The organism is Rothia kristinae NBRC 15354 (assembly GCF_001570865.1).
Lineage (GTDB): Bacteria > Actinomycetota > Actinomycetes > Actinomycetales > Micrococcaceae > Rothia > Rothia kristinae.
In genome coordinates, this window is sequence record NZ_BCSM01000004.1 from 158,477 (window position 1) to 173,008 (window position 14,532).

General features: G+C 71.7%; 13 protein-coding genes. 10 read left to right on the plus strand and 3 right to left on the minus strand.

Going from position 1 to position 14,532, the window contains the following annotated elements; genetic code table 11:
• The first annotated feature begins 69 nt into the window (after positions 1-69).
• The 3 genes from KKR01S_RS04155 to KKR01S_RS11135 all read left to right on the plus strand — a co-directional run bounded on the left by KKR01S_RS04155 (position 70) and on the right by KKR01S_RS11135 (position 1,151).
• Positions 70-510 carry a pyridoxamine 5'-phosphate oxidase family protein gene (locus KKR01S_RS04155; protein ID WP_224800047.1) on the plus strand — a complete coding sequence of 147 codons (441 nt, stop codon included), beginning with the start codon at positions 70-72 and terminating at the stop codon, positions 508-510.
• Between the two features lie 111 nt (positions 511-621).
• Positions 622-912 (plus strand): VOC family protein, encoded by a 291-nt coding sequence (locus tag KKR01S_RS11130; protein ID WP_217995729.1) that lies wholly within the window; start codon positions 622-624, stop codon positions 910-912.
• The gene (locus KKR01S_RS11135; RefSeq protein WP_217995730.1) at positions 855-1,151 is read left to right on the plus strand and encodes a VOC family protein; all 297 of its coding nucleotides are present in this window, start codon (positions 855-857) and stop codon (positions 1,149-1,151) included. Before KKR01S_RS11130 ends, KKR01S_RS11135 begins: the two co-directional genes overlap by 58 nt.
• A gap of 113 nt (positions 1,152-1,264) precedes the next feature.
• Here the strand turns inward: KKR01S_RS11135 and KKR01S_RS04165 are convergent, their stop codons facing one another.
• Positions 1,265-2,347, minus strand: a complete 1,083-nt coding sequence (locus tag KKR01S_RS04165; RefSeq protein ID WP_058731162.1) for a glutathione S-transferase family protein — start codon at positions 2,345-2,347, stop codon at positions 1,265-1,267.
• An 88-nt stretch (positions 2,348-2,435) separates the two neighbouring features.
• Between KKR01S_RS04165 and KKR01S_RS04170 the strand changes: the two genes are divergently transcribed.
• The 6 genes from KKR01S_RS04170 to KKR01S_RS04200 all read left to right on the plus strand — a co-directional run bounded on the left by KKR01S_RS04170 (position 2,436) and on the right by KKR01S_RS04200 (position 10,828).
• A complete protein-coding gene (locus KKR01S_RS04170) occupies positions 2,436-4,172 on the plus strand; it encodes a methyltransferase (protein WP_242650387.1) in 1,737 nt (578 codons plus the stop codon).
• Positions 4,173-4,287: 115 nt separating this feature from the next.
• Entirely contained in the window at positions 4,288-7,143 is a 2,856-nt protein-coding gene (gene topA, locus KKR01S_RS04175) for a type I DNA topoisomerase (RefSeq protein ID WP_058731163.1), read from the plus strand.
• A gap of 4 nt (positions 7,144-7,147) precedes the next feature.
• Positions 7,148-8,128 carry a Ppx/GppA family phosphatase gene (locus KKR01S_RS04180; RefSeq protein ID WP_061225354.1) on the plus strand — a complete coding sequence of 327 codons (981 nt, stop codon included), beginning with the start codon at positions 7,148-7,150 and terminating at the stop codon, positions 8,126-8,128.
• Positions 8,129-8,141: 13 nt separating this feature from the next.
• Positions 8,142-8,996: a sugar phosphate isomerase/epimerase family protein gene (locus KKR01S_RS04185; RefSeq protein WP_375542915.1), complete on the plus strand. Its 855-nt coding sequence runs from the start codon at positions 8,142-8,144 to the stop codon at positions 8,994-8,996.
• 236 nt (positions 8,997-9,232) lie between these two features.
• Complete coding sequence (gene proC / locus KKR01S_RS04190; protein ID WP_058731624.1) at positions 9,233-10,072, plus strand: pyrroline-5-carboxylate reductase; 840 nt, start codon at positions 9,233-9,235, stop codon at positions 10,070-10,072.
• Positions 10,073-10,336: 264 nt separating this feature from the next.
• A complete protein-coding gene (locus KKR01S_RS04200) occupies positions 10,337-10,828 on the plus strand; it encodes a GNAT family N-acetyltransferase (RefSeq protein WP_058743478.1) in 492 nt (163 codons plus the stop codon).
• A 96-nt stretch (positions 10,829-10,924) separates the two neighbouring features.
• On the opposite strand, the gene KKR01S_RS04205 is transcribed toward KKR01S_RS04200, so the two are convergent.
• Together KKR01S_RS04205 and KKR01S_RS04210 are read right to left on the minus strand one after the other, a co-directional pair.
• Entirely contained in the window at positions 10,925-11,593 is a 669-nt protein-coding gene (locus tag KKR01S_RS04205; protein ID WP_058731626.1) for a potassium channel family protein, read from the minus strand.
• Positions 11,586-13,001, minus strand: a complete 1,416-nt coding sequence (locus KKR01S_RS04210; RefSeq protein WP_058731627.1) for a TrkH family potassium uptake protein — start codon at positions 12,999-13,001, stop codon at positions 11,586-11,588. Before KKR01S_RS04210 ends, KKR01S_RS04205 begins: the two co-directional genes overlap by 8 nt.
• Before the next feature lie 348 nt (positions 13,002-13,349).
• Here KKR01S_RS04210 and KKR01S_RS04215 point away from each other — a divergent pair, with 348 nt between their 5' ends.
• Entirely contained in the window at positions 13,350-14,501 is a 1,152-nt protein-coding gene (locus KKR01S_RS04215; protein WP_081046188.1) for an acetoin utilization protein AcuC, read from the plus strand.
• Positions 14,502-14,532: the final 31 nt, after the last annotated feature.

Genomic DNA, 14,532 nt, shown 5'->3' on the forward strand with positions numbered 1-14,532 from the left:
CCGGTCCGGGGGTCGCCGCAGCGGGTCGCGCAGCTCACATGTGCGGGTGGATCATGGGACAATGGCCGCATGAGCTTTCCGATGAACATCTCCGGTCAGGACCGGCAGGAGCAGGAGCCGCGGGTGCGGGAGCTGAGCCTGGACGAGAGCTGGCAGCTGCTGGAGGCGGCCCGCTTCGGACGCCTGGGCACCGCCGACGTCGGGCGGGTGGACATCACCCCGCTGAACATCGTCGCCTCCCACCGGCACCTGTACTTCCGCTCCGCGAAGGGCTCCAAGCTCACCACGCTGCAGCTGAACCCGCACGTGGCCTTCGAGATCGACTCGGTGCAGGGCGGCACGGCCTACAGCGTCATGGTCCGCGGCACCGCCCGCATCCTCACGGACCCGGAGGAGACGGCGAAGGTGGACGCGCTGGGGCTGAAGCCCTGGCTGCGCACCGAGAAGCTCGAGTACGTGGAGATCGCCCCGGACTACATCACCGGGCGCGCCTTCCGCCTCGGCGACTGACGGCCGACGAGGCCGCGGCAGGCGACGTAGGCTCGGGGAGGACGAGCGAGGCCACCCGGCGTCGCCGCTGATCAGCCGGTGAATCCACCGGAGCGAACGTGAGGAGGGCCCATGACGGCCCAGGAGATCAGGGGAATCAACCACCTGGGAGTGACGGTGCCGGACCTGGAGGAGGCCACGCGCTTCCTGCGGGAGGGGCTCGGGGCCAAGGTGGCCTACGACGGGCTGACCGGGCAGGACGAGCCGCGCCAGGGCGAGGAGGTCGAGCGGCAGCTGGGCCTGCCGGCCGGGGCGAAGATCGTGCGGCAGCGGATGATCGTCATCGGCACGGGCCCAGCCTGGAGATGTTCCAGATCGAGGGCCCGCACCAGCCGGCCGCGGGCCTGGCCGACTACGGGCTGAACCACCTCAGCGTCTACACCGACGACATCGAGACCAGCCGGCAGCGGCTGATCGACGCCGGCGGGCAGGCGCTGTCCGAGGTGCACGGCAACTCCCGGCACGAGGACACCGAGGGCAACGGCAGCGTGTACGTGAAGGCCCCGTGGGGGATGCTGATCGAGCTGCAGACCCTGCCCCACGGCCACTACTACGGCGAGGACTCCGAAGCCGAGGTCTGGACGCCGCCGGCCCGCGACTGAGCGCTGACCCGGCCCGCGACCGAGTCCTCCCGCGCCTGAATGCCGAGCCCCGGCGGAACCCGGGGCTCGGCTGGGCCGGGCCTGGTCCGAGCCGGGGCAGGACCGGAGCGGGACTAGGCCGCCGGGTACAGCGGGTTGTGCCCGGCGGCCACCCGCTCCGCCTCCCGCACCGGGCCCGGGGCGGTGGCCCCCGCGGCGGCGTCGAACGGGGACCCGCCCAGCGCCTCGCGCCCGTGCCCGGTCAGCCACCCGGAGGTGTCCGGGCCCAGGGGCACGATCTGCGTCGGATTGATGTCCTCGTGCACCACGTAGTAGTGCCGCTTGATCTGCTGGAAGTCGATGGTGTCCCCGAATCCCGGGGTCTGGAACAGGTCCCGCGCGTAGCCCCACAGGTTCGGCAGCTCCGTGAGCTTGGACCGGTTGCACTTGAAGTGCCCGTGGTAGACGGCGTCGAAGCGCACCAGCGTGGTGAACAGGCGCACGTCCGCCTCGGTGATGTGCTCGCCCATCAGGTAGCGGCGCTCGGAGAGGCGCTGCTCCAGCCAGTCCAGCGCGGTCCACAGCCGCTCATAGGCGGCGTCGTAGGCCTCTTGGGAGCCGGCGAACCCGCACCTGTACACCCCGTTGTTGACCTCGGTGAACACCCGCTTCATCACCGCGCGCATCTCCTCCTCCAGGGCCTCCGGCCACAGGTCCGGGGCGCCCTCGCGGTGGAAGGCCCGCCACTGCTTGGAGAAGTCCTCCGTGATCTGCGCGAAGTCGTTGGTCACCACCTCCCCGGAAGGGATGTCGACGACGGCGGGCACGGTGATCCCCTTGGGGTAGTCTGGGAAGCGCTTGAGGAAGGCCTGCTGCAGCCGCTCGATGCCCAGGACCGGGTCCACCCCGTCCGGATCCAGGTCGAAGGTCCAGGAGCGGGCGTCGTGGGTGGGTCCGGACATGCCCACGGAGATCGCCTCCTCCAGGCCCAGCAGGCGCCGCACGATCAGCGTGCGGTTGGCCCACGGGCAGGCGCGCGCCGCGACGAGCCGGTAGCGCCCGGCCTCCACGGGCCAGACGCCGCGCTCGCGCTCATCCGTGCCCGGTGCCAGCCCCGTGTCCGCGAGGATGCGGTCCTCGATGTAGTCGGTGTCCCGGGTGTACTCCTGCCCCGGGGTCACGTAGGTGCCGCGGGTGCTGTGCTGATCGGTGCTCATCCTGCCATTGTGCGCGATAACGCTTGATCTGTGAACCAATCTCGTGCGCCGCGCGGCGGGTGCTCGGCGTCGTGGGAGACTGGAGGCCGTGACCTCCGACGCCCCCGCCTTCTCCCGCATCCCGCACGCCCCGCGCAGCGACGACCCCGCAGCCCTCGAATCCCTGGCCGAGGCCCTGGCCGCCGTGGACTACTCCTACGACGGCGTCCTGGCCCTGCTGGGCGAGGGGCCCTTCGAGGCGATGGCCCGGGATCAGATCGCCCCCGCCCGGCACCGGGTGCGCACCATCCTGGCCGGCACCGCCGCGATGCCCGACGGCGCACGGGCCACCGCGGGGCGGCGTCGGCTGGCCGGGGCCGTGGACTTCTTCCTGCTGGCCGGGACCCTGAGTGCTGAGGCCCTGGACGCGACCCTCGGCGAGGGCGCCGCCCGGCTGCTGGATCACCTCGGCTTCCTCACCCCCGCGAGCGAGGACCCCGAGACCGACGCCCCCGATGCCCCGGCGGCCGCGCCCCGCTACCGGGCGGCCTTCGACCTGCGCCCGCACTCCGCCGACGACGGCACGGACCTGTGGGTGGCCTCGGACCTGGGCGCCCACCAGCACCCCGGGGCGCTGCCCGCCGATCACGTGCTGGGCATCGGGCAGGCCTCCCTGACCCTGGCGCAGATCACCGAGCGCCGCCCCGTGGACACGGCCCTGGACCTGGGTACCGGCTGCGGCATCCAGACCTTCCATCTGCTGGCCCACGCCCGGCACGTGACCGCCACGGACCTCTCCGAGCGCGCCCTGGCCTTCACCCGCTTCAACCTGGTGCTCAACGCCGCGGCCCTCGGCCTGGACCCGGCCCACCCGGAGCAGCGGGTGCGGCTGCTGCGCGGCAGCCTGCTGGAGCCGGTGGCGGGACAGCGCTTCGAGCTGATCGTGTCCAACCCTCCCTTCGTCATCACCCCGCGCACCCCCGGGGAGGATCCGCGGCGGCGCTACACCTACCGCGACGGCGGGATGGCGGGGGATCAGCTCGTGGAGCGGCTGGTGCGCGAGCTGCCCGAGCACCTGGTCCCCGGCGGTCGGGCCCAGCTGCTGGCCAACTGGGAGATCCCCGCCACTGCGCCGGGTCAGCAGGCGGACTGGGACACCCGGCCCCGCCAGTGGGTCGGCGCGGAGACCGAGGCGTGGTTCGTGCAGCGCGAGGAGCTCACCCCGGAGGGCTACGCCCAGACCTGGCTGCGCGATGCCAGCCAGCAGCGGGATCCGGCGGCCTACGAGGAGGCGTTCCTGGCCTACCTCGAGGACTTCGCGGCCCGCGGGGTCGCCGCCGTCGGCTTCGGCATGGTCTGGCTGCGTCGCCCCGCCGAGTCCGAGGCCCCCGCCGACGCCGAGGGGCGGGCCCTGCGCCGCTTCGAGGAGATCACCCACCCGCTGCAGCAGCCGCTGGCCCCGTTCCTGACGGCGGCTGTTGCGGCCCACGACGCCGCGGCGGGCCTGGACGATGCGGCCCTGCGCGAACAGCACCTGACGGTGGGCGAGGACGTCACGGAGGAGCGCCACCAGCGCCCGGGAGCGGAGCACCCGGGGGTGATCCTGCTGCGCCAGGGGGCGGGATTCCGGCGCACCGAGCTGCTGAGCACGCAGGACGCCGGCTTCGTCTCCGCCTGCGACGGCGAGCTGTCCGTCGGGCAGATCCTGGACGCCCTGGGCGCCCTGCTCGGCTGGGAGGGTCCGGACCCGGCCGTGGCCCTGCTGGCGCGGGTGCGCACCCTCGTGGAGCGCGGGTTCCTGGTGCTGCCGGAGACGACGTCGGGCGCCGCTCCCGCCGCGGGCTGAGTCCGACCCCGCCCGCACCCGGCCTGGGGATGCTCGGCGGGGCCCGCGGCGTCCTCGGCTATCGTGGGAACCGCATCCACTCATCCACCGGTCATCTCGATTCCGAAGGAGTCACGTGCCAGCACAGGCGAAGGGCAAGGGCAGCGGGAGGAGCCTCCTTATCGTGGAGTCCCCCTCCAAGGTCAAGACCATCGGGGGCTATCTGGGCGACGCCTACGTCGTCGAATCCTCGATGGGGCACATCCGCGACCTGCCCCAGCCCTCGGAGCTGCCCGCCGAGATGAAGAAGGGCCCGTACGGGAAGTTCGCGGTGGACGTGCAGCACGACTTCGAGCCGTACTACGTCATCAGCCCGGACAAGAAGAAGAAGGTCGCCGAGCTCAAGCGGCTGCTTAAGGACAGCGACGCCTTGTACCTGGCCACCGATGGCGACCGGGAGGGCGAGGCCATCGCCTGGCACCTGCTGCAGGTGCTGCAGCCGAAGGTCCCGGTGCACCGGCTGACCTTCCCGGAGATCACCAAGGAGGCCATCCAGCGCGGCTTCGAGAACCTCCGGGAGATCGATGCGGACCTGGTGGACGCCCAGGAGACCCGCCGGGTGCTGGACCGCATCTACGGCTACGAGCTCTCCCCCGTGCTGTGGCGCAAGGTCAAGCAGGGGCTGTCCGCCGGGCGCGTGCAGTCCGTGGCCACCCGCCTGGTGGTCGAGCGGGAGCGGGAGCGGATGGCCTTCCGCGCCGCCGAGTACTGGAGCCTGACCGGCACCTTCGCCACCAAGGCCGAGGAGTCCTTCACCGCCCGCCTGTCCGCCCTGGACGGCGCCCGGGTGGCCACCGGCCGGGACTTCGCCGACGACGGCGCCCTGAAGCCGGCCTCCCGGGGGAAGGTCGCGCACCTGGACGAGCAGACCGCCCGTGGACTGGTCGCCGCGCTGGAGGGCGCTGATTTCGTGGTGACCTCGGTGGAGACCAAGCCGTACACCCGCCGCCCGGCCGCCCCGTTCACCACCTCGACCCTGCAGCAGGAGGCCGCGCGCAAGCTGCGCTTCTCCTCCCGCTCCACGATGCAGGTGGCCCAGCGCCTCTACGAGTCCGGGTACATCACCTACATGCGCACGGACTCGGTGGCCCTGTCCGAGCAGGCGATCAACGCCGCCCGCCGCCAGGCCACCGAGCTGTACGGGGCGGAGTCCGTCCCGCAGTCCCCGCGCCACTACGCCTCCAAGTCCAAGAACGCCCAGGAGGCCCACGAGGCCATCCGCCCGGCGGGGGACTCCTTCCGCACACCCTCGGCCGTGAAGTCCCAGCTCTCCGCGGACGAGTTCCGGCTCTACGAGCTGATCTGGAAGCGCACCGTCGCCTCCCAGATGGCCGACGCCAAGGGCCAGACCGCCTCGATCCGCCTGGCCGCGCGCACCGCGGACGGGCGCACCGCCGAGTTCTCGGCGTCGGGCACCGTGATCACCTTCCGCGGGTTCCTCGCCGCCTACGAGGAGGGCCGCGACGCCGCCCGCGAGGAGGAGGCCGACGGGCGCGGGCAGGACAAGCGCCTGCCGAAGCTGGCCGAAGGCGACGCGCTGACCGGGCGCGACGTGGCGGCCGACGGGCACGAGACCGCCCCGCCGCCGCGCTACACCGAGGCCTCCCTGGTCAAGGCCATGGACGAGCTGGGAATCGGGCGGCCCTCCACCTACGCCGCGGTGATCTCCACGATCGTGGACCGCGGGTACGTGGCCAACCGCTCCGGCTCCCTGGTGCCGCAGTGGATCGCGTTCTCCGTGGTGCGCCTGCTGGAGGAGCACTTCTCCAAGTACGTGGACTACGAGTTCACCGCGGAGATGGAGGAGGACCTGGACCGCATCGCCCGCGGGGAGCAGGGCAAGGACGAGTGGCTGACCGGCTTCTACTACGGCAACGAGACCAAGCACGGGCTGCTGCCGATCGTGGAGGACCTCGGGGAGATCGACGCCCGGGCCATCAACTCGGTGGAGATCGCCGAGGGGATCACCCTGCGGGTGGGCCGCTACGGGCCGTACCTGGAGTCCGGCGGCGGCGTGGACGAGCAGACCGGGGAGGTCACGGACCCGATCCGGGCCAACATCCCGCAGGACCTCGCCCCGGATGAGCTGACCCCGGAGAAGGCGCGGGAGCTGATCGAGCAGGGCAAGTCCGACGGGCGCGAGCTCGGCGTGGACCCGGAATCCGGGCACATGATCGTGGCCAAGGACGGGCGGTTCGGACCCTACGTCACCGAGCTCATCCCGGAGATGACCGACGAGGAGTTCGAGCGCTGGAAGGCCGAGCAGCCCGTCGAGTACTACAAGAACGGCAAGCCCAAGCCGATCAGGAAGCCCAAGGCCGCCAAGCCGCGCACGGCGTCGCTGTTCAAGTCCATGGACCTGGCCACCGTGACCCTGGAGGAGGCGCTGAAGCTGCTGAGCCTGCCCCGGGTGGTCGGCAAGGACGCCGAGGGCACCGAGATCACGGTGCAGAACGGGCGCTACGGGCCGTACCTGAAGAAGGGCTTGGACTCCCGCTCGATCGCCTCCGAGGAACAGATCTTCACGATCACCCTGGAGGAGGCCGAGGCGATCTACGCCCAGCCCAAGCAGCGCGGGCGGGCCGCGGCCAAGCCGCCGCTGGCCGAGTTCGGGAAGGACCCGAGCACGGACCTGCCGATCGTCGTCAAGGACGGGCGCTTCGGCCCGTACATCACCGACGGGCAGACGAACGTGACGGTGCCCCGCTCGGAGACCCTGGAGGGCCTGACCACCGAGCGGGTCGTGCAGCTGCTCGCGGAGAAGCGGGCCAAGGGCCCGGCCAAGAAGCCCGCCCGGAAGAGCCCCGCCAACAAGACGACGGCCAAGAAGACCACCGGGACCAAGGCCACCGCCAGGAAGACGACCGCGAAGAAGACGACGGCGAAGCGCTCCGGTGCGGCGTCGTCGGCGAAGACCACCGGGAAGGCCTGAACCCATGCGTCTGTCCGTGCTCGACGTCGGCTCCAACACGGTGCACCTGCTGCTGCTGGACGTGACCCCCGGCTCCCGCCCGGAGCCCTACGCCTCCCACAAGATGCCGCTGCAGCTGGTGCAGCACCTCACCGAGGACGGGGACATCTCCGAGAAGGGGCGGGACCTGCTGACCAGCTTCGTCGCCGAGGCCCGGGACTTCGCCGCCGCGCACGACGCCGAGGACCTGCTGGCCTTCGCGACCTCGGCCATCCGCGAGGCCGGCAACGGCGCGCAGGTGCTGGAGCACGTGCAGTCCCGCACCGGGGTGACCCTCACGGAGATCTCCGGGGACCAGGAGTCCGCGATCACCTACTTCGCGGTGCGCCGCTGGCAGGGCTGGGGTGCGGGCACGATCCTGGACCTGGACATCGGCGGCGGCTCCTTCGAGATGTCCATCGGCCAGGACGCCCTGCCCGACGCCGCGGTGTCCGTGCCGCTGGGGGCCGGGCGCCTGACCCGCCGGTTCATCGAGCACGACCCGGCCAAGCCCAAGGAGATCAAGGCGCTGCGCAAGCACGTGCGCCAGACCCTCAAGCCGGCGGTGGAGAAGATCCGCGCGGCCGGCACCCCGGACATGGTGGTGGGCACCTCCAAGACCTTCCGCTCCCTGTCCCGGATCTGCGGGGCCGCGCCCTATTCGGCCGGTCCCTACGTGAAGCGGGAGTTCCACCTGACGGACCTGCGGCTGTGGACCCGGCGCATGGAGGCCATGACCGTGGCCGAGCGGCGGGACCTGCCCGGGGTCTCCGCTCGGCGGGCCGCGCAGATCCTGGCCGGCGGCATCGTCGCGGAGACCGCGCTGGAGCTGTACGGCGTGGAGACCATGCGCTCGGTGCCGTGGGCCCTGCGCGAGGGCCTGATCCTGCACCGGATGGAGCGGCTGAACTCCGCCCAGGGGCCGACGGCGATGATCGACCCCAAGACCCTCTCGGACCTCGCCTAGGAGCATCTCTTCCGTGTCCACCCCCTCCCTTCCCGCCCCCGACGACGCGCCCCTGCCGGAGGTGCCCGGTCTGGCGCGGCCGGTGGCCCTGTCCACCTCGGCCTGCTACCCGCTGGGGGTCCCGGAGACCTTCGCGACCGCGCAGGACCTGGGCTATGACGCCGTCGAGGTGATGATCACCGGGAACCCGCTGTCCCGGGACCCGGACGAGCTGCTGGACCTGCAGCAGAAGCACCAGCTGCCCATCGCCGCGATCCATGCCCCGACCCTGCTGCTGACCCAGCATGTGTGGGGGGATGCCTGGAACAAGATCCGGCTGGCCGCGAAGATGGTGGAGCGGGTCGGCGCCGACGTCATGGTCGCCCACCCGCCGTTCGTGTGGCAGCGGCGCTACGCCCGCGGCTTCGCCGAGCACGTCTCCCGGATCTCTCGGGAGGAGGGCGTGAAGATCGCGGTGGAGAACATGTACCCGTGGACGGTGCGCGGACACTCGGTGCAGGCCTACGCCCCGCACTGGTCCCCGCTGGATCAGGACTACGAATGGGTCACCTGGGACTTCTCCCACGCGGCGGCCTCCGGCACGGACTCCCTGGAGGCGGTGCGCCAGCTGGGCGGCCGGCTGGGGCACGTGCACCTGACCGACGGCTCCGGGAAGGCCATCATGGATGAGCACCTGCGGCCCGGGCACGGCACCCAGCCGGTGGCCGAGACCCTGGATCACCTGGCGGCGGTGGACTGGCACGGGGTGGTGGGGGTGGAGGTCTCCACCCGCAAGGCCAAGGACGTCTCGATGCGCGATGAGTGGCTGGCCGAATCCCTGGCCTTCGCCCGCGCCCACCTGGGGGAGGCCCCCCGGGAGCGCGACTGAGGCTGCCCCTTTCGGCGTCTCGCGAGGGTCTCCTGACGCCGAGCCGTCAGTGGTGTGCGTTATGGGCACGTTATGCGCCACGTGGGTGACGGTTCGGCGCTCGCGTGCGGCGTCGTCATCGAGTGGTCTCCTGTGACGCGCGGAATAACGGGACGGCGTCGCGCCGTTGCACCGGGCAGAGTCCATCCGTCCCCGACGCCGCGCGGCCGCGTGCCGCGCGAGACAAGGAGTGCCGCATGTCCGCCCCCGTGATCGCCTTCCTCGGCACCGGCTCCATGAACGGCTCGATCCTCGACGGCGTGCTCGCCGGCGGGGCCGACCCGTCCGCGGTGCGCGCGACCACCCGCTCCGCGACCAGCGCCCAGCGGCTGGCGGCCGAGCACCCGGAGATCACGGTGCTCAGCGAGGAGGACGATGAGCGGGCCAACCTGCGGGCCGTCGACGGCGCGGACATCGTGCTGCTGGGGGTCAAGCCCAAGGGCATCCAGGATCTGGCCGCGAGCCTCGCCGAGGCCCTGGATCCCAGCACCGTGGTGCTCTCGGTGGCCGCCGGCATCGACGTGGCGATGCTGGAGCAGGAGCTGCCCGAGGGCCAGCCGGTGGTCCGCTCCATGCCCAACACCCCGTCGTCGGTGGGCCGCGGGGTGATCGCCCTGGTGCCCGGCACCCACGCGGGGGAGGAGGCCCTGGGCCTGGCGAAGGACGTGCTGCGCCACTCCGGCACGGTGCTGGAGGTCTCCGAGGATCAGATCGGGGCGATCACCGGCGTCTCCGGTTCGGGCCCGGCCTACGCGTTCTTCTTCGCCGAGGCGCTGCAGCAGGCCGGGCAGGCCCTGGGGCTGGATGAGCAGACCGCACGGCTGGTGGCCAAGGAGACCCTGGCCGGGGCCGGGGAGCTGCTGCACGCCGACGACGCCGACCCGGCCGCCCTGCGCGAGGCCGTCACCAGTCCAGGCGGCACCACCGAGCAGGCGCTGAAGGTCTTCGCCGAGGGCGGGCTGGTGGAGCTGACCGAGAAGGCCGTGCGCGCCAGCGCCGAGAAGGGCGCGGCCATGGAGGAGCAGTTCCGCCGGTGATGCTCACCGGGCCCTGTCATCCCCGACGGGGCGATGGTAGCGTGCGGGGCATGAGACGAATCCCCTCACCCACGGAGCGCCGGGCCCTCCATGCCCCGCGTTTCGTGGTGGCTTGTCCCGAGGCTCAGGGGCAGCACCCCACCGGCGACGACGGTCTGACGGACCGGCAGCGGGAAGCGCTGTCGCAGCGGTACCGCCGCGGCCCCGGCGCGCCCCTGACGGATGCCGAAGGGGAGATCATCCAGCGCTTCCGCGCTCGACGGCATGGCGGCTGAGCAGCTGCGGCAACTCGATCGCGCGGATTTTCCCCAGCTCCAGCAGTGGGTCTGCACCTCGCCGGCGAACGCGAGATACCAAGGAGGGCGTCGACCGTGGGATCCTCGCCCCTGGGAGCTGGAGGTGCAGTCCTATCTGCGCACCCTGAAGCCGAAGACTCCCGGAGTCCTCTGGGGCGCATTTCACGGGCCGGAGCTTCGGGCCGTCGCTCACCTGGACTTCTCCGAGGATTTCGGAGCGACGATCATCCGAGCGCTTGCACGGGCTGAGGCGTATCGAGGTCAGCATATGGGCGAGGTGATGCTCGAACAGTGCATCCGGTTCGCTGCGGGAGCGGTGCTGCGCGCGACGGCGGATGTCCTCGTCGCGAAGATCGACCACCGGAATGAACCCAGCAGGAGGCTCTTCGACAGCAAGGGCTTCACCCGCGAGGGCTCGGACCCGCACAGCGGACTGGAGCTCTGGCTCAGGAACGTCTGATGGCCAGTCTCTCGCCATCGCCGTCGCCGAGCCGTCACTGCCGTGGCGTCTGGAGGCCTCGGAGCCCACGGCAGTGACGGTTCGGCGTCGGAGGGGCTACGGCCGGGCCGCGAAGCGCTCGATCAGGTCCACCTGGCCGGAGACGATCAGCACGTCCCGGGAGGTGATCTTCGTCTGGGCGGTCGCGTAGGTGAAGTCCTCCCCGGGGGACTTCACACCCACGATGGTCACCCCGTAGCGGTCGCGCAGGTTCGCCTCCTCGATGGTGAACCCGTGGGTCTCCTTGGGCGGGTACATCTTCACGATCGCGAAGTCGTCGTCGAACTCGATGTAGTCCAGCAGGCGCCCGGACACCAGATGCGCTGCGCGGCGCCCGGCGTCGGCCTCCGGGTAGATCACGTGGTGCGCGCCGATGCGGGAGAGGATCTTCCCGTGCGCCGGGGTGATGGCCTTGGCCCAGATCCGCTCGATCCCCAGGTCCACCAGGTTCGCCACGATCAGCACGCTGGACTCGATCGAGGTGCCCACCCCGACGACGGCGGCCCCGAAGTCCTCCGCGCCGACCTGGCGCAGGGCGTCGATGTCCGAGGCGTCGGCCTCCACCACGTGGGTGAGCACCCCGGACCACTTCTGCACGGTCGCGGCGCTGCGCTCGACGGCGAGGACCTCCTTGTTCTGGCGCAGCAGCTGCAGGGCCGTGGACGCGCCGAAGCGGCCCAGGCCGATCACCAGGACGGGGGCGTTGTGGGCGGGACGCTCAGCCAATGAGGGGCCTCTCTTCCGGGTACTTGAACAGGCGCGAGCGGGAGCGCAGGGCCAGGCCGGTGGCCACGGTCACCGTGCCCAGCCGGCCGATGAACATCAGCACAGACAGGATGCACAAGCCGCTGGCGGGCAGGCGCCCGGACAGCCCCACGGACAGCCCGCAGGTCGCGTAGGCGGAGATCACCTCGAACAGGATGGTCTCCAGGGGCTCCCGGCACACCATCATGAGCGCGGCGGTGCCCAGCACCACGCAGGTCGCCGACAGCACGATCACCGTGATCGCGATGCGCAGCACCGAATCCGGGATGGTGCGGTGGAAGGCGGTGACGAACTGGTCGCCGCGCGCCTCGGCGAGGATCGCCAGGAACACCACCGCCATCGTCGTGATCTTGACGCCGCCGGCGGTGGAGGCGGAGCCGCCGCCGACGAACATCAGCATGTCCGTGATGAGCTTGGTGATGGGGTTCATCTGGTCCATGTCCACCAGGTTGAACCCGCCGGAGCGGGTCATCACGGAGGCGAACACCGCGTGCAGGGTCTTCTCCATGACGGTCTCCCCGCCGAGCGTGTCCTCGTTGCCCCATTCGGCCGCTCCCCACAGCAGCGCCCCCACGACCAGCAGGATCAGGGAGCCGAAGATGGTGATGCGGGCGTTGAGGTTCCAGCGCTTGGGGTTGATCCCGACCATCCGCAGCACGAGGATCACGGGGAAGCCGAGGGAGCCGACGAAGACCCCGGCGCACAGCGGCAGCAGGATCCACCAGTCCGTCCCGTACGGGACCAGCCCGTCCGAGTGGGGGGTGAATCCGGCGTTGTTGAAGGAGGACACGGCGTAGAAGATGCCGTGCCACACGGCCGTGAAGAGGTTCTCCCCGAGCAGCATGAACCGCGGGGCCAGGAGCACGGCGATGCTCGCCTCGATGCTCGCCGAGGTCAGCACGACGGTGCGCAGCAGCTGCGCGACCTCCCCGAGTCGGCCCTGCTTGCCGGCGATGCTCAGCCCCTCCTGCGCGAACAGCTTGGTGCGCAGCCCCAGCTTGCGCCCGAGGGCGATGGCCAGCAGCGAGGTCATGGTCAGGGTGCCCAGTCCGCCGATCTGGATGGCCAGCAGGATCACCAGCTGCCCGAACACGCTCCACTGGCTGGCCGTGGACACCGCGGTCAGCCCCGTCACGGTCACCGCGGAGGTCGCGGTGAACAGGGTCGTGGCCAGGTCCGGGGCGTGCCCGCTGCGATTGGCGATGGGCAGGCTCAGCAGCAGGGTCGCGACGATGATGACCAGCAGGAACGCGGTGATGGAGATCCGCGCGGGGGAGGTGCCGAAGATCCGTCCGGCGAAGTCCCGGGCCTGCTGGGCGCGGGTGCGCGGCTCACGGGAGAGGGTCGTGGCGGTGTCCCTGCTGAGCACGCCTCCTCCTCCCGGGTGCGTTGCGGCGTCGTGACGGGTCCGAGCCGAACGGGCGTCCAGGCGGCGGGCGGAGAGCTTCAGAGGACGCGGCGGCGGGGGCCGGTTCTCAGCGTAGCGGCTCGGTGGGCCCGGGGACGAGACTGCCGCCCCGGGGCGACGCCGCGGGGCCGGGATCGCGACGACGGCCGGTGGCCTCCACCCCCGGGGCGAGGTCCGGGCGTCATCTGGGAGGGCGCGGTTCGGGTCCGCCGGGTGCGCCGTGTCACAATCGATGACGTGAGCATTCTGCCATCCGCCTCCTCCGGGCGCGGGGCCCAGCCGGAGACCACGGTGCTGTGGGACCCGGCCATGACCGCGTACTTCTTCGGGGATTACCACCCGATGCATCCCAGCCGCCTGGAGGCCACCGCGCGCCTGGCCGCGGACCTGGGACTGTTCGACCTACCCCAGGTCACCCGGCAGAGCCCCGAGGTGCTGGACGACGCCGGTCTGCTCACCGTGCACGACGCCGAGTACGTGGCGGCGGTGCGGCGCATCAGCGCGGACCCCTCGCTGCGGATCCCCGGCACCGGTCTGGACGGGGAGGAGACCCCCGGATTCGCGGGGGTGCACGAGGCCGCGGCCCGGCTGGCCGGGGGCAGCCTGCAGGCGGCCGAGGCCATCCTGGAGGGTACGGCGCAGCACGCGGTGAACTTCGGCGGGGGGATGCACCACGCCCACCGGGACCACGCCAGCGGGTTCTGCGTGTACAACGACTGCGCCGTCGGGATCCGGCACCTGCTGGACCACGGGGTCGGCAGGGTCGCCTACATCGATATCGACGCCCACCACGGGGACGGCACGCAGGCCATCTTCTGGGACGACCCCCGGGTCATGACCATCTCCCTGCACGAGACCGGGATGTCCCTGTTCCCCGGGACCGGCTTCGCCAACGAGTCCGGCCCGGAGGGGGAGGCGGTGGGCACCGCGGTGAACGTGGCCCTGCCCACGCGCACGGGGGACGCGGAGTGGCTGCGGGCCTTCCACGCCGTCGTGCCGCAGCTGGTGCGGGCCTTCGCCCCCGAGGTGATCGTCTCCCAGCACGGCTGCGACTCCCACTTCAAGGACGACATGACGCACCTGCGGCTGTCCGTGGACGCGCAGCGGGAAGCGGCGCTGAGCATCGCGGACCTCGCCGCGGAGCTGACGGAGGACCGCTGGATCGCCACCGGCGGCGGCGGGTACAACGCCCTGGATGCGGTGCCGCGCTCCTGGACGCACCTGATCGGCATCGCCGCCGGCCGGTACCTGGATCCCGCGACGCCGACGCCGCCCAGCTGGCGCTCCTGGCTGCGGGAGCGCTACGGGGTGCGAGCCCCGGAGCTGATGGGCGACGAGGTGGACGTGTGGTGGCGCTCCTGGGAGATCGGGTACGACCCGGCCGATGACCTGGACCGCACCGTGATGGTCACCAGGAAGCAGGTGTTCCCGCTGTGGGGGCTGGACCCGTGGTACGACTGAGCCGGTCGGCGGACCCCGGCGACGGTGCCCG